This is a genomic window from Pantoea cypripedii (assembly GCF_011395035.1).
GTDB lineage: Bacteria > Pseudomonadota > Gammaproteobacteria > Enterobacterales > Enterobacteriaceae > Pantoea > Pantoea cypripedii_A.
In genome coordinates this window covers 1,262,437-1,278,661 of sequence record NZ_CP024768.1, presented here as the reverse complement: position 1 = coordinate 1,278,661, position 16,225 = coordinate 1,262,437, and the positions used below count along the sequence as shown (strand labels likewise).

The 16,225-nt window shown below is 56.9% G+C and carries 11 protein-coding genes; 5 read left to right on the top strand and 6 right to left on the bottom strand.

Translation table 11 applies throughout. From position 1 onward, the window contains the following. Positions 1-22: 22 nt before the first annotated feature. Positions 23-2,320: a beta-glucosidase BglX gene (bglX, locus tag CUN67_RS05920; protein WP_208714406.1), complete on the bottom strand. Its 2,298-nt coding sequence runs from the start codon at positions 2,318-2,320 to the stop codon at positions 23-25. 156 nt (positions 2,321-2,476) lie between these two features. Between bglX and dld the strand changes: the two genes are divergently transcribed. Then, positions 2,477-4,186, top strand: coding sequence for a D-lactate dehydrogenase (gene dld / locus CUN67_RS05915; RefSeq protein ID WP_208714405.1), 1,710 nt, complete (start codon positions 2,477-2,479; stop codon positions 4,184-4,186). A 50-nt stretch (positions 4,187-4,236) separates the two neighbouring features. Here dld and CUN67_RS05910 read toward each other — a convergent pair whose 3' ends face one another. The 3 genes from CUN67_RS05910 to CUN67_RS05900 form a co-directional block, all read right to left on the bottom strand. Next, a complete protein-coding gene (locus CUN67_RS05910; RefSeq protein WP_208714404.1) occupies positions 4,237-6,672 on the bottom strand; it encodes a DUF3772 domain-containing protein in 2,436 nt (811 codons plus the stop codon). A 173-nt stretch (positions 6,673-6,845) separates the two neighbouring features. After that, entirely contained in the window at positions 6,846-7,796 is a 951-nt protein-coding gene (gene pbpG / locus CUN67_RS05905; RefSeq protein WP_208714403.1) for a D-alanyl-D-alanine endopeptidase, read from the bottom strand. 242 nt (positions 7,797-8,038) lie between these two features. Continuing rightward, a complete protein-coding gene (locus CUN67_RS05900; protein ID WP_208714402.1) occupies positions 8,039-8,626 on the bottom strand; it encodes a Yip1 family protein in 588 nt (195 codons plus the stop codon). A 167-nt stretch (positions 8,627-8,793) separates the two neighbouring features. Between CUN67_RS05900 and CUN67_RS05895 the strand changes: the two genes are divergently transcribed. Next, complete coding sequence (locus CUN67_RS05895) at positions 8,794-9,369, top strand: DedA family protein (protein WP_208714401.1); 576 nt, start codon at positions 8,794-8,796, stop codon at positions 9,367-9,369. Here the strand turns inward: CUN67_RS05895 and CUN67_RS05890 are convergent. Beyond that, positions 9,366-10,145 carry an SDR family oxidoreductase gene (locus CUN67_RS05890; protein ID WP_208714400.1) on the bottom strand — a complete coding sequence of 260 codons (780 nt, stop codon included), beginning with the start codon at positions 10,143-10,145 and terminating at the stop codon, positions 9,366-9,368. The two genes, CUN67_RS05895 and CUN67_RS05890, sit on opposite strands and share 4 nt — an antisense overlap. A gap of 118 nt (positions 10,146-10,263) precedes the next feature. On the opposite strand from CUN67_RS05890, the gene CUN67_RS05885 reads away from it, so the two are divergent. Together CUN67_RS05885 and CUN67_RS05880 are read left to right on the top strand one after the other, a co-directional pair. Beyond that, positions 10,264-12,078: a glycoside hydrolase family 15 protein gene (locus CUN67_RS05885; RefSeq protein ID WP_208714399.1), complete on the top strand. Its 1,815-nt coding sequence runs from the start codon at positions 10,264-10,266 to the stop codon at positions 12,076-12,078. A gap of 186 nt (positions 12,079-12,264) precedes the next feature. Then, positions 12,265-13,329, top strand: a complete 1,065-nt coding sequence (locus CUN67_RS05880; protein ID WP_208714398.1) for a L,D-transpeptidase family protein — start codon at positions 12,265-12,267, stop codon at positions 13,327-13,329. An 86-nt stretch (positions 13,330-13,415) separates the two neighbouring features. Here the strand turns inward: CUN67_RS05880 and CUN67_RS05875 are convergent, their stop codons facing one another. Beyond that, the gene (locus CUN67_RS05875; protein ID WP_208714397.1) at positions 13,416-14,441 is read right to left on the bottom strand and encodes a CorA family divalent cation transporter; all 1,026 of its coding nucleotides are present in this window, start codon (positions 14,439-14,441) and stop codon (positions 13,416-13,418) included. Positions 14,442-14,605: 164 nt separating this feature from the next. On the opposite strand from CUN67_RS05875, the gene CUN67_RS05870 reads away from it, so the two are divergent. Beyond that, positions 14,606-16,213, top strand: coding sequence for an inorganic phosphate transporter (locus CUN67_RS05870; RefSeq protein WP_208714396.1), 1,608 nt, complete (start codon positions 14,606-14,608; stop codon positions 16,211-16,213). The last annotated feature ends 12 nt before the right edge of the window (positions 16,214-16,225 follow it).

The window sequence follows — 16,225 nt, the reverse complement described above, 5'->3', positions numbered from 1 at the left end:
AGAAATCAAACGATGACCTGCCTTAAAGATAATCGAAACTTGCATCCTGGGTACGCACCGAATCCAATCCAATCATCACATTGAATTTACCTGGCTCGGCCACATGCTGCATTTTTTGATTCCAGAACTTCAGCGCATCGACATCAATCTTAAAACTCACCGTCTGCGACTCACCCGCTTTCAGCATGATGCGTTTGAAGCCACGCAGCTCCTCAACCGGGCGGCTGATGCTGGCAACCGGATCGTTAAGGTACATCTGCACCACGGTGGCTCCATCACGCTTGCCAGTGTTGGTGACCTTCACGCTGGCTTCAACCGTGCCATTACGCGGCATGATTTTAGCCGACATTTTCACCGGCGAGACGCTAAAGGTGGTGTAGCTCTGACCGTAGCCAAACGGATACAGAGGCCCATTGATGGCATCGTAGTAATGCGACGTGTATTTGTTTGGCTTCTCGAAGTTATACGGGCGGCCCGTCGGCAGATGGTTGTAATAAATCGGGATCTGCCCCACCGAACGTGGGAAGGAAACCGGCAGCTTGCCTGATGGGTTGTAGTCGCCAAACAGTACATCGGAAATCGCGTTGCCGCCTTCCGTGCCGCTAAACCAGGTTTCCAGCATCGCATCGGCGATACGATCTTCGTTCACCACATTGAGCGGACGGCCATTCATCAGCACAATCACCAGCGGTTTGCCGGTGGCTTTCAGCGCCGCCAGCAATTTCTGCTGGCTTTCCGGTATCACCAGGTCGCTCCGGCTGGAAGCTTCGTGCGCCATACCCTGCGCTTCGCCAACCGCAGCCACCACCACATCAGCCTTCTTCGCGTTTGCCACCGCTTCATCGATCATCTGCTGTGGACTACGGGGATCGACGGTCACCGCTTTTTCGTACAAATTCAGGAAGTTCTGAATCCCTTTGTTATCGGTGATATTCGCCCCTTTGCTGTACAGCAGCGTGCCCTTGCCTGCCATCGCGTTGCGCATGCCCTGCAGCAGGGTGATGGATTGACTCGCCACCCCGGCTGCGGACCAGCTGCCCATAATGTCACGCTGGCTGTCGGCCAGCGGGCCGACCAGCGCCACCGTGGCATCGCGCTTCAGCGGCAGCGTTTCACGCCAGTTTTTCAACAGAACGATACTTTTGCGCGCCACGTCACGCGCTTCGGCACGGTGGAGGCGGCTTTCGGCGTTGGTGTCCTGCGGATCGCTGCCTTTCGGCCCCAGATGGCTGTAGGGATCGTTAAACAGTCCCATATCGTATTTAACGTTCAGGACATGGCGCACCGCATCATCAATTTCCGCCATGCTCACGACACCACGTTTCACCAGCCCCGGCAAATATTTGCTGTAGTATTCATCGCTCATACTCATATCGATGCCGGATTTCAGCGCAATACGCACCGCGTCCTGCGGATCGCTGGCAACACCATGTTTGATCAGCTCTTTGATCGCGCCATGATCGCTGATGGTGATGCCTTTGAATTTCCATTCGCCACGCAGCAAATCTTTTAACAGCCAGCTATCTGCCGTCGCTGGCGTGCCGTTAATTGAGTTGAGCGCCACCATGACGCCACCGCTGCCCGCATCCAGCGAGGCTTTATACGGCGGCATATAATCCTGGAACATGCGCTGCGGGCTCATATCAACGGTGTTGTAATCACGTCCCCCTTCCACCGCGCCGTACAGGGCGAAGTGTTTTACGCTGGTCATGATCGAGTAGCGGTCTGCCGGGCTTTTGCCCTGCATCGCTTTCACCAGGGTGCTGCCCATTTCTGAGGTCAGGAAAGTGTCTTCGCCAAAGCCTTCGGAGACGCGTCCCCAGCGTGGCTCGCGACTGACATCCACCATCGGTGCCCAGGTCATGTTCAGACCGTCATCGGCCGCTTCATAGGCAGAAACCCGCCCGACTTCAGCCACAGCATCCAGATCCCAGCTTGACGCCAGACCCAGCGGGATCGGGAACACCGTGCGCTGGCCGTGGACCACATCGTAAGCAAAGAATAAGGGAATTTTCAGGCGGCTGAGCTGCATCACCTGATCCTGCATGGCGCGAATATCCGGACGCGTCACGGTATTGAAAATCGCTCCGACCTGCCCGTGCTGAATCATGTCACGGATAGCTTCTTTGGGGTTGTCCGGCCCGACGCTAATCAAACGCAGCTGACCAATTTTTTCATCCAGCGTCATCTTGCTGAGCAGCTGGTTTACGAAGGCGTCACGCGCCTGTTCCGTCATCGGATGGTTACCAAACATGTCATCCGCAAACGCGGGTTGAATGGCGAGGGAGACAGCGAGGCTAACAGAGCAAATCCATTTCATCAGGTCGGGTTCTCTTAAGTGACTGCGCAATATAAAAATAGCCAGCAAAGTGTGCCATAAGTTGAGGATAGCAGGTAGCCACCGATGTCACATCGCCACCGCTTCGCCCCACGCGTGCTACAGTATTTTCGCAACGTTAATGACAAGGATAAGCCAATGACAAATGCTCTCTCTGATTCGAACCTGCTGGGTGAGTTGCGTCGCCTGGTCGGCCCTGCACAGCTGCTGACCGACGCCGAACAAACGGCGCGCTACCGTAAGGGCTTCCGCTCTGGCGAGGGGGAAGCACTGGCAGTGGTGTTCCCGGGTACGCTGCTGGAGCTGTGGCGGGTATTACAGGCACTGGTGGCCGCCGATGCCATTATTCTGATGCAGGCCGCCAATACCGGCCTGACAGAAGGTTCGACACCAAACGGGAACGATTATGAGCGCCCGGTGGTGATCATCAGCACGCTACGCCTGGATAAGCTGCAATTGATTGATAGCGGCAAACAGATTCTCGCGTTCCCCGGCAGCACGCTGTATCAGCTGGAAAAAGCGCTCAAACCGCTGGGGCGTGAACCTCATTCGGTCATTGGCTCCTCCTGCATTGGCGCATCGGTGATGGGCGGTATCTGCAACAATTCCGGTGGTTCACTGATTAAGCGCGGCCCGGCCTACAGCGAGATGGCGTTATATGCGCAGATTGACGCCGAGGGGAAGCTGCATCTGGTGAATCATCTCGGTATCGAACTGGGTCATTCGCCAGAGGAGATGCTGGGACGGCTGGATGATGACCGCTGGCAGCAAAGCGATGTTATCTGGGACAATCGCCACGCATCGGATCATGAATACGCCGATCGCGTCCGTGATATCCACGCTGATACCCCGGCACGTTTCAATGCCGACGCACGCCGCCTGTTTGAAGCCTCTGGCTGTGCTGGCAAGCTGGCGGTGTTTGCCGTGCGCCTCGATACCTTCGCCAGCGAACCGAAACAGCAGGTGTTCTATATCGGCAGTAACGATCCGGCAGAGCTGGGGGAAATCCGCCGTCATATCCTGGAAAATTTCCACAACTTACCGGTGGCCGGGGAATATATGCATCGCGATATTTTTGATATCGCCGAAGTGTATGGCAAAGATACTTTCCTGATGATTGACCGGCTTGGCACCGACAAGATGCCGCTGTTTTTCACCCTCAAGGGACGGGTTGATGCCTGGCTGGCGAAGCGTAACTGGATCAAGCCGCACTTCACCGATCGCCTGTTGCAGCGTCTGAGTACCCTGTTCCCGGCCCATTTGCCGAAACGCCTGAAGCAGTATCGCGACAGGTATGAACATCATCTGATGCTGAAGATGTCCGGCGATGGCGTGGCAGAGGCGCAGGAATATCTGCACGACTTTTTCCGTGAAGGTGGCGGGGAGTTTTTTGCCTGCGATGCCAAAGAAGGCGCGCATGCATTTTTGCATCGCTTTGCCGCCGCCGGTGCCGCCGTGCGTTACCACGCGGTCCATGCGCAGGAAGTGGAAGATATTCTGGCGCTGGATATTGCGCTGCGCCGTAATGACCACGACTGGTTTGAGCGCCTGCCACCGGAATTCGATAACGATCTGAGCCATCGTCTCTACTACGGCCACTTTTTCTGTCATGTATTCCACCAGGATTACATCGTGAAGAAAGGGGTGGATGCCCATGCGCTGAAGGAGAAGATGCTGGCGATTCTCAGCCAGCGTGGTGCGGAATACCCGGCGGAACATAACGTCGGGCATTTGTACGCGGCGCCGCCGCAACTCCAGGCGTTCTATCGCCGCCTGGATCCCACCAACAGTTTTAATCCGGGGATTGGCAAAACCAGTAAGCAAAAAGGCTGGGCAGTAAAAGCGTAGTCCGCCCTGTAGCGGCGCGATAAATCGCGCCGCTACAGTTCGTGCAATATTTAAGGTTGTTGCTCGTTGTCGCCTGCGGCCTGCTGTGCGCGGCGTTCGATAATCATCGTCTGCGGCGTGGACAGCACGATGCCTTCTTTGCGCAGGCGCGTCAGAATATCGAACAGCAAATCACTTTTGGCACCGGAGATCTGACGCTGGCTGGCAACGTTGCCGGTGACGCTCAGCACGATACCCGCAGGTGACAGCTCCTTAAACGACACCGAAGGTGCGGGCGTTTCCAGGATGCGTTCATTCTCCTCGTAGACTTCCAGCAGCAACTCCCGCACCCGCACCGGATCAATATCCAGTGGAAAGGTCAGCAGAATCGTCACCACGCCCTGTGCGTTACCCATGGTAGCGTTACGCACGTTCTGCGAGATAAATTGTGAATTCGGTACAATCACCGTCGATTTATCGCTGAGCTGGATTTCAGTGGCACGCACATTGATACGGCGAATATCCCCTTCAATCCCGCTGATCGTCACCAGATCCCCCACCTTCACCGGACGCTCAGTCAGCAGAATCAGGCCGGAGATAAAGTTCTTCACAATCTCCTGTAAACCGAAACCGATACCTACCGACAGGGCGCTGACGATCCACGCCAGTTTGTTCCATTGCAGCCCCATGATCGACAGCGTCAGCAGGATAATCAGCACATAACCGACGTTGCTGAACAGCGTCACCAGCGACACGCGCATGCCCGCATCCATGGTGGTTTTCGGCAGGAACTCTTTATCCAGCCAGCGACGCACGGCACGCAGCACGTAAATGCCCACCACCAGGCACAGGATGGCGTTGACCAAGTGTGCCGGGACAATATTCAGCGATTCCAGCCCTTTACCGCCCCAGAATTCAATCACTTTCTGGATCAGTTCAATTGGCGTCGACGAGGCAAACGTGCCGTTGAGCAGCGCCAGGGCAACGATGCCAATCAGCGCGGTTTTGCCCAGCGCACCCAGCAGCGTCGCCGCCTGTTGCAGATGGCGCTCATCAATATTGAGTGAGCTTTGCATGCGTTTGCCGCTGCTGTTTTGCGTCGAAAACAGCGTGTCACAGCCGTCAGTGATCAGCTGGCTGAGGAAATAGAACGAACCAAACAGGATGCCGCACCAGATCACTTCGTAGCTCAGGAAACGCGCCAGTGCGACGTAACCAATGATCAGGAAAATCAGGATAGCCAGCGCCGTCAGCGTCAGCCCCATCTGGATCAAACCGACCAGGGTAGAACGCGCTTCCGGCGGGTTACCCGCCTGTACCATACGACGACGTACCCGGTTGGTACGCATGCTGATGGCTAATCCTGTGCTGCCGATTAACAACGCCGTCAGGCCGTTAGCAAAGATGGTGGTGTTAAGGCTGGTGCCCACGCTGTAGTTAAAGGCTTCAATCGTCTGGAAAATAAACACCAGCGCGGCGGTGATCGGCGGGAAAGGTTTCAGCGCCTGCGCCACTTCATTTGAGATGCTGGGTAAACGCCAGCTGGGACGGCGCGTTGACAGGAAAGCCCGCCCTAATCCGGCAATCAGGCCGCAGTACACACTCAACTGCACCAGGCGTAAAATAAAATCCTGCACATCGGATGACACCTCATCCCGACGGGCAAATGCCAGCGCAAAGAAATTGAAGGTCAGTACCACTGCCGCCAGGGTGGTCAGCGCAATGGCGGTGGCAAGGAAACTGCGACGCAGACGCCCTTCCGGCATTTTGTGGATGCTGACCCAGGCGAGAAACTCTTCGCCATAGCGACGGCCGAGGGTCATCACCAGCATGGCGGCAATCAGCCAGCCAATGGTGCCGAAGCGCCAGCCTGGTTGCCACGACAGCGCAGCGGTGTCCTGCAATTCACTCAGGAAGTCACTGATTTTCTCACCATCGAGATCCTGGGTGCTGACCAGCGGTGACCAGAAACGCGGGCCAAAGATACTGCCGGAATTTAGTGCCAGCTGGCTTTTCAGCTGATCACGACGCAGGTTGACGATTTGCGATGACAACACCAGCGCCCCGTTTTTGATGCCTTCCGCCTGCTTGATTTGATCATCCAGCTTGCTTTTCTGACTCTCAAGCATGCTGCGTTTACGCGTCACTTCCGGCGTTTCTTTCATACCGCTATCGGGCTTCGGTGCCGGGCCAAGTACCGCCAGCTGGGCATCCAGTTGCTGACGCTGAGGAATCAACGCCTGTCCGAGCGTGTCAGCATTGCCGGAGAGTTCCAGCGCCATCTCGTTGAGCTGGTTGAGCTGGTTTTCATTGGTATTTCCCGACACCTGACCTTTTATCTTGTCGAGAATTTTCTGCATTTTAGGCAGCTCAACCGAAGCGTTAATCTTCGGCGTCGCATCCTCTTGCGCCGGCGCAGCAGCACTGTCATCAGCCAGTACCATCGCCGGTGCCACCAGGGCCATTAACAGCAGGAAAGGAGCAAAAAGAGATCGAAACGTAAACATAAGAGTGAGATTCCAGCGCAATAACAGTCTGCAGACGCATCTTATTGTGCGTCTGTGGCGGCTAGTGTAGGCCTTTGGCAAGCGTGAAACTATAGGAATGAATGCGTAAAACATGGGTTATAACGATAAGACTTTTTGCTGATGCCACCCGGCCGGATGGCATCTGCGACAAATTATTCGACGTTCTGTCCCTGAGCGCCGTTACTCGCGGTTTGTGAGGCTTTCTGCTTTTTATACGCCAGCGCCGCCGCCGGTACCGGTGCGGCTTTGCCGGTTTCCAGCCAGTCGCGCAGACGGTTAGCATCGGCGAAGTGGGTGTATTTGCCAAAGGCATCCAGCACCACCAGTGCCACCGGGCGATTGTTGATAAAGGTGCGCATCACCAGACAGTGGCCCGCTTCGTCGGTATAACCGGTTTTGGTGAGCTGAATACGCCAGTCATTTTTGTACACCAGGTGGTTGGTGTTACGGAACGGCAGCGCATAGTTCGGGTGTTTAAACACCGCAGTATCTTCTTTGGTGGTACTCAGTTCACCAATCAACGGATACTGACGCGTGGCTTTCACCAGCTTAATCAAATCTTCCGCGCTGGAGACGTTGTGAATCGACAGGCCCGTCGGTTCCACATAGCGGGTATGCGTCATGCCAAGGGCGTGGGCTTTAGCATTCATCGCGCGGATAAAGGCATCGTAGCCACCCGGATAGTGGTGCGCCAGGCTGGCAGCAGCACGGTTTTCCGATGACATCAGCGCCAGCAACAGCATATTACGGCGGCTGATTTCGCTATTCAGCTTGACGCGGGAAAACACGCCGCGCATCTCCGGGGTATGGCTGATATCAACCGACAGCATTTCATCCAGCGGCTGTTTGGCATCCAGCACCACCATCGCCGTCATCAGCTTGGTGAGCGAGGCGATCGGACGGACGCGATCGGGATGGCTGGAATACAGCACTTTGCCGCTATCCAGATCGACAATCATCGCACTGCCCGACGCAATTTGCGGTTGTGCAACAGGAGCCAGATTTGACAGCGCAGCAGGCGCGGCCAGAACAGGTGTAGTCACTGCCGGTGCGCCGATCATCAGCGCCAGCGACAGTAAAGAAATACGCATTTTTACAGACATCGTGTCAAAAAAATCCGGTGAGGAGTTTTGTGCTGTGCTATCGCACAGGCCGCGCGCATCAGGCCAGATGGGATGCGGGCTGGCGACAGCATAATACGTGGTTCTCTGCGAAATTTCCTGGAGAGATTGTTTCCGGGCGTTAAAAATGACGGGGTATGGCTGTCGCGACGTCATTTATTGCGCAACAAATAAATCGCGCCACAGAGCGTGGCGCGAGAGAGAAGGAAATTGACCGGAAAGGATCAGAACAGCTTCGGTCCATAGCCCCACAGAATCACGGTCAACGCCAGCAGCACTTCAAACACCAGTACCCCAATCGCCAGCGTCGAGCCGGAGAAACGCAGGCTCTCTTCTTTATCGATATTGAGGAATACCGGGATACCGACGAATAACAGATAACCGGTGTACACCAGCGCCAGCGTCCCCACCAGCAGGCAGAGCCAGACCAGCGGATAAAGCGCCACCAGGCCGCTCATAAACAGCGGCGTCGCCACATAGCCCGCAAACACGGTACAACGCTGGATGCTGGGTCGTTGCGGATAATTGCGTGCCATCCAGTGGATGACGCGTCCCATCACCGCCACCCCACCGAGGATGACGAGATAAAACAGAATGCCGAGACCGAGACCGGTCAGCATGTTGAGTTGTATAAATTGCCCCTCGCCCAGATTCCAGCCCAACTGTGTGGTGCCAATAAAGGCGCAGATCACCGGGATCGCCGCCATTAGCAGAACATGGTGGGTGTAATGGTGCGAGACGCTCTCGTTTTCCTGCTTGATGTCGCGCATTTCCTGATTAGGATGCGCGATAAGTCCCCAGACATGATTCATAAAATCACTCCTCTGATGCGACGGGCTGCCCCCTGACGCTCAGGCTTACCAGCACAGGCAGCTTCACTTCAAGTATAATCGGCGCTGTCGTTTTTGCGGCAAGCGGCACAAAAAATCACCTGCGGGTGTAGACTGTTACAAGGGTTGATAACAACAGGGAGGACGTTTTGCATCTTGATATCAACGGATTAATTAGCCAGTACGGCTACCTGGCGCTGCTGATTGGCTGTATCGCTGAAGGGGAAACCTTCACCCTGCTGGGAGGGGTGGCGGCACATGAAGGATTGCTACACTTCGGCGGCGTGGTACTGGCCGCGATGGGGGGTGGCATCCTGGGCGATCAGATGCTGTTTTGGCTTGGCCGTCGTTTTGGCACGCGTATCCTGCGCCGTTTTAAAAAGCATCAGGATACCATCCACAAAGCCAGCCACCTGATTCAGCGTCACCCCAGCCTGTTTGTGATTGGCGTGCGTTTTATGTACGGCTTCCGCATTGTCGGGCCGATTATCATTGGCACCAGCCGCCTGAAACCGCTGCGCTTTTTCCTGCTGAATGTGATTGGCGCTGCGCTCTGGGCGCTGATCTTTGTCACCCTTGGCTATTTTGCCGGGGAGATCATCACCCCGTGGCTGCACAAACTCGATCAGCACTTCAAACATCTGCTGTGGCTGGTGGCGGCGGTGGGATTTGCCATCCTGCTGCGCTACGTTATCCGTCGCTGGAACCGCCGCCGCGCCGATTAATTGTGATACCCCTTAAACTGCGGGTTCGCCAGCATAAAGCCACCGTCGACAATAAACGATTGTCCGGTGGTGTAGGTGGCCCACTCCGAGCACAGCCAGGCCACTAAACTCGCGACTTCGCGCGTGTCACCCGGTCGCCCGATGGGGATTTCCGGCATGCGCGTACTGCGCGCCTCCTCGTTACGCAGATGGTTCATGGGCGTTGCTATCGCGCCCGGTGCCACCGCATTCACCAGGATATGATGCGGTAACAGGCTGAGGGCCATCGATTTGGTCAGACCGCCGAGGGCATGTTTTGCCGCGGTGTAAGCCGCTGCATCGGGCAATGGCGTATGTTCATGCACCGAGGTGATGTTAATGATGCGTCCGCCGTTGCCCTGATCCACCATATATCGGGCGGCAATCTGACCGCAGACAAACGCCCCATCGACGTCGACACTGAAGACTTTTCGCCAGTCTTCAAAGGTGACATCGAGAAAATCCGCTTTGGTCATCACCCCAGCGTTGTTGACCAGCACATCAATCCGCCCCAGCGAGGCAATCAGCTGCACCAGTTGCTGCCCACCGGCCTGTGGATCGGAAAGATCCAACTGTCGTACCTGCGCCTGCTGACCACGGCTCTCGACCTGGCGCGCCGTCTCATGTGCCCCCTCTTCGTCCGAACGCCAGGTGATGCCAAGGGTATAGCCTGCCTCGGCCAGCATCAGCGCACAGCTGCGCCCGATGCCTGAATCGGAAGCGGTGACCACCGCCACTTTCTGTTTTACCAGCGCCATTAGGTTCTCCTTTCTGTCAGGTGTCTCCTCAGTATAGAAGTTATCCTTCTGTGCCCCGCCGCCGCCGTTAAAACCGCTTCGGCTATAGTTAACAATGGAATAGCGTAAAGGAGGCAGGATGAGTGAGATCAAACGCAAAATTGACGACCACGGAGTCATCGGCGATTTACGTACCTGCGCCATGGTCGCCAGCGATGGCACCATCGATTATTTGTGCTGGCCGGAACTCGATAGCCCGTCCGTGTTTAGCGCCCTGCTCGACAGCGACGAAGCGGGCCTGTTTTCGCTGGCACCGCAATGGAAAAATGCCCGCCAGCAGCAACTTTATCTGCCCGATACCAATATCCTGCAAACCCGCTGGCTCGGCGATGATGGCGTGGCGGAGATCACCGATTACATGCCGATCTGCGATGACAGCAGCAAGCTACCGCGCGTGGTCCGCCGGGTGAAAATGGTGCGCGGCTCGGCGCGTTTCAAACTGCTGTGCGCACCGCGCCACGACTACGCCCGTGCGGAAACCCGGACCGAAGCGCGTCCCGGCGGAATCGCCTTCCATGCCGATGGCCAGCCTTCGCTGCGCCTCAGCGCCAGCGTGGTCATGACGCGGGAAAACCATGCGGCCACCGCCGACTTCACCTTACAGGCGGGTGAACATGCCGAATTTATTTTTGGCAGCGACGAAGATCCGCATCTGGACAAGATCGCCACCGAGCAATGCTTCCGTGACACCCTGCACTACTGGCGACGCTGGAGCCGCCACAGTTCCTATCGCGGGCGCTGGCAGGAGATGGTGACGCGCTCCGCGCTGGCACTGAAATTGCTCACTTCCCACCAGCACGGTTCGATTGCCGCCGCCGCCACCTTTGGCCTGCCAGAAGAACCGGGTGGGGAACGCAACTGGGATTATCGCGCTTCATGGATCCGCGATGCGTCATTCAGTATGTATGCCCTGATGCGCCTCGGTTATGTCGAAGAAGCGAAACATTTCACCCACTGGGTGGGCCGCTGTGTCGAGCACAGCCACGATGACGGGCCACATTTGCAGGTGATGTATCGCCTCGACAGCAGCACCGAGCTGCACGAAACCGAGCTGCTGAATCTCTCCGGTTACGTCAACTCGCGCCCGGTGCGCATCGGTAACGATGCCTGGCGGCAGACGCAGCTGGATATTTATGGCGAGCTGATGGACGCCATCTATCTCGCCAACAAATATGGTGAAGCGATTTCGCAGCGCGGCTGGCAGCATGTCGTCAGCATGATCAATTACGTCTGCGATAACTGGCAGCAACCCGACGCCGGGATCTGGGAGATGCGCGGCGAGCCGGAACATTTTCTCCATTCGCGTCTGATGTGCTGGGTGGCGCTGGATCGTGCTTTACGCCTCGGCCTGAAACGTTCGCTACCGATGCCCTACGAGCGCTGGGACCGGGAACGTAGCGCCATCCGCGCGGATATCTGGCAGAACTTCTGGAACCCGGAGCTGGGCCACTTTACCGCCACGCGCGGTGGTCGCTTTCTGGATGCCTCGATGCTGCTGATGCCGCTGGTGCGTTTTGTCGGTGCCACCGATCCTGACTGGCTCGCCACTCTGGATGCGATCAAAACCCAGCTGGTGAGCGACGGCCTGGTGCGACGCTATAACATCAGCGAGACGCCCGCCGATGCGCTGAAAGGCGGTGAAGGTTCTTTTGCTGCCTGTTCGTTCTGGTATGTGGAGTGCCTGGCGCGCGCGGGACGGGTGCACGAAGCGCATTTCGAGTTTGAAAAGTTGCTGAGCTATGCCAATCCGCTGGGGTTGTATGCCGAGGAGTTCACTCCGCACGGCATGGCGCTGGGCAATATGCCGCAGGCGCTGACTCATCTGGCCCTGATCAGCGCGGCGTTCTTTCTCAATCGTAAACTGAGCGGGGAAGTGACGTTATGGCAGCCCTGAATACAGGCCAGCGAAAAATAACACAGATGGGTTATTACAGCTTTTTACGTAAAGTATCATCAACCTGTTAAAATCGTGATTCCCATCACCGCTTCAATGCACATATAATGCGCAGCGGGTCAATAAGACCAAGATGGGTTCGACACACTGACATGCCTGAAACACGGCTATAACGACTTGAAAAACATGAAAAAGAGCATTCGCGCGTTCGCTTCACTCGCCCTCGTACTGGCGGCGTTCAGCCAGTCGGCCTTTGCGGTGGTTTATCCGCTACCGCCTGCTAACAGCCGTCTGATCGGCGAAAATATCCAAATCACCGTGCCTCAGGACAGCAGACTGCCGCTGGAAGCCTTTGCGGCGCAGTATCAGATGGGCCTCAGCAACATGCTGGAAGCCAATCCAGGTGTTGACGTCTATCTGCCGAAAGCCGGTACTAACATGGTGATCCCGCAGCAGCTGATTCTGCCTGACGCTCCGCGCGAAGGTATTGTGATCAACAGTGCTGAAATGCGTCTTTATTACTACCCGAAAGGCAGCAAAACCGTGGTAGTGCTGCCGATTGGTATCGGTGAGCTGGGTAAAGATACCCCGATCAACTGGACCACCAGCGTGCAGCGCAAAAAAGCCGGCCCAACCTGGACTCCGACCAAAGCGATGCACGCCGAATACGCGGCTCGCGGTGAGTCTATCCCGGAAGTGTTCCCGGCTGGCCCGGATAACCCGATGGGTCTGTACGCGCTGTACATCGGTCGCCTGTATGCCGTTCACGGCACCAACGCCAACTTCGGTATCGGCCTGCGCGTCAGCCACGGTTGTGTCCGTCTGCGTGCTGATGACATCAAATGGCTGTTCGACAACGTGCCAGTGGGTACGCGCGTCCAGTTCGTTGACCAGCCGGTGAAAGCCTCCGTCGAGCCAGACGGTTCGCGCTACATTGAGGTTCACAACCCGCTGTCAACCACTGAAGAACAGTTCAACTCGCGCGAAATCGTGCCGATCACCCTGACTGCTGCGGTGACCAAAGTGATTGCCGATGCCAGCACCAATCAGGATGCGGTGAACAACGCTATCCAGGCACGTAGCGGCATGCCGACCAAAATCAATGGTCCGGCAGGTGAAGTGCAGCCTGCGCCGATCCCGGTTCAGGAAACGCCAGACGCCATGCCGAAAGAGGAACCGATGACGCCGCAGGGCGCAGTGATCCCGACTCCGGCAGCGGCTAACACCACCGCCGCCAATACCAATTCTTAATCCTTAACGGATAAGATGAAGCCAGCCTGCGGGCTGGCTTTTTTTTGCCTGCGAAAACCTGCGCGATTTATCGCGCAACATCTCAATTATTCATGCGGTCGCCGTAGCGCCAGCCAGCCCGCCACCAGGGTAAACGCCAGCACCACCAGCACCAGCAGCAAAAAACCGTGTGGATTGCTCGCCAGCGGGATACCGCCCACGTTCATACCAAAGAACCCCGCCACGATATTGATCGGCAGCGCCAGTACGGTAATCACCGTCAGCAAAAACAGCGTGCGGTTGCTCTGCTCCATCAGACGCGCGGCAATCTCCTCCTGCAGCAGGCGAATACGCTCCATCAGGCTGGCGAGATCGTTTAACGCCACGCTGAACTCTTCGGTAAAAATTCGCAGCTCACCCAGCTGTTCGTGTTTCAACCAGCCGGGAGGCCGGTTAAGTAAACGGAACAACGCTGCCGGTTCCGGGGCCAGCAAACGCTGAATACGCAGCAACATACGCCGCAAACGTCCCAGCTCGCTGCGGTTAGCTTTGATCGCCGGACTGAGCAGGCGTTCTTCAATCGCATCCACCGCCGCGCTGGAACGGCGCACCACCTGCTCCAGCTGTGCTTCCTGTTCCCCCAGCAGCCACAACAGCACCGCATCCGGTTGACGAAACTGCAAGCGATCCAGCTGCTGGTGCATACGTTCAATCATGCCCACTGGCCGGTAGCGCGCGCTGACGATGACCTGCTGACGGCACCAAATCCAGAGGGTGGCGTTCTGCGCACTGCGTTCTTCCTGGCTAAAAGTCACATCGTTGAGCACCGCCAGTAACGCATCATTTTGCTGCGCCAGCCGGGTGCGGGGCGAGGCGGAATGGATCTCATCGAAGAAATCACTGTCTACTTCAAAATGGACCTGAACCCAGCGCTCAGCACGGGCGTGGTTAAGGTTGATATGCAACCAGAGAAAATGTGCTTCCGGCAAGGTCTGGCGTGCCAGCTGCGCCGCTTCGCGTGCGCTGAGTCGCTGAGGTGGCAGGTCAGGAGTGAACAGGTAACCATGAATCAACCCGGCCACTTCATTATTGAAGTCGGGCAGCGTAGTGAGCGGCAGAACAGGCTGGAGCATAGCGATCAGGAAATCCGGCTGCGGACAGACTCACAGCCTGCGTCAGCAATATGACAGAACGATGACAGCCAGCCAGCGACATCATCATTCTGTCATACAAAGCAGGTATCACACTGCGGGTAACGGTTGCCATTCGGCACCGTCATCCACCATCGGGGTGTGTTATGAGTGATAACAGTTTACCTGCATCAGCGTCGTCAGGCGCTGGACGCCCAAATCTGCATCAGCGCGGCGGTCGTTTTTCCCGCTCGCTGTTTCTGCTGCTGGTGCTCGCCGGTCTGGCTTTCACCGCCATCAACCTGTTTAACGATGTCTCAGATACCGGTGCACCGATCACCAGCTATACCCCTTTTCTGTTACTGGGGCTGGCGCTGCTGATCGCCCTCGGCTTTGAGTTCGTCAATGGCTTTCACGATACCGCCAACGCAGTGGCGACGGTCATTTATACCCATTCGCTTACGCCCGGCGTGGCGGTGGTGTGGTCCGGTTTATGTAACTTTCTGGGTGTGCTGCTCTCCAGCGGCGTGGTGGCGTTCGGCATTATCTCGCTGCTGCCGGTGGAATTGATTTTGCAGGCCGGGAGCGGCAATGGCTTTGCCATGGTATACGCGCTGTTGTTCTCAGCAATTATCTGGAACCTCGGCACCTGGTACTTTGGTCTGCCCTCTTCCTCGTCCCATACGCTGATTGGCTCGATTATCGGCGTCGGCGTGGCCAATGCCTTGCTGCATGGCCGCAGCGGCACCAGTGGCGTGGACTGGGATCAGGCGCTGAAAGTCGGCTACTCGCTGCTGCTGTCGCCGATTGTCGGTTTTATCTGCGCCGCCCTGCTGCTGCTGGCCATGAAGGCGTTAATTCGCAATCGTCAGCTGTATGAGGCGCCAAAGAACAACCAGCCACCGCCGGTCTGGATCCGTGGCCTGCTGATCCTCACCTGCACCGGCGTGTCCTTCGCCCACGGCTCCAATGATGGGCAAAAAGGGATGGGGCTGATTATGTTGATTCTGGTCGGCACCATGCCCATCGCTTACGCCCTGAACCGATCGCTACCGCCGGATCAGATCCCACGCGTCGCCGCGTTAACTCAAGTGACCGAGCAACAGCTACTGTCCCTGCAACCCACTCCCGCCACCATGCCAGCACCGCGCGAGGTGCTGACCGAGTTCGTGCGTACCGGACAATCGCGTCCGCAAGTGCTACCGGCGCTGGGCATGATGCTGGGTGATATTGGCGATCAGATCCGACGCTACGGTTCGATGGAGAACATCCCGGCGCAGGCGGTCACCAACACGCGTAATGACATGTATCTGGCTTCCGAGTCCATCAAGCATCTGCAAACCGCCAAAGTGGCGTTGCCGGAAGAAACCGAACGCAATCTGACGGCGGTAAAACGTGAACTGGACAGCGCCACCCGCTTTATCCCGATGTGGGTGAAAGTGGTGGTCGCCATCGCGCTGGGCCTCGGCACCATGGTGGGCTGGCGACGTATTGTGGTGACGGTGGGCGAACGTATTGGCAAAACCCACCTCAATTATGCCCAGGGAGCCAGCGCCGAACTGGTGGCGATGGCCACCATCGGGGCTGCCGACGGTTTTGGTTTGCCGGTTTCCACCACCCATGTGCTCTCGTCGGGCGTGGCGGGCACCATGGCGGCCAACCGCTCCGGCTTACAGCTCGCCACCCTGCGCAATCTGGCGGTCGCCTGGGTGCTGACGCTACCGGTTTCTATTCTTCTTTCGGGCCTGCTTTACGCCCTGTTTATCCATCTTTAACGGTGACTGGAT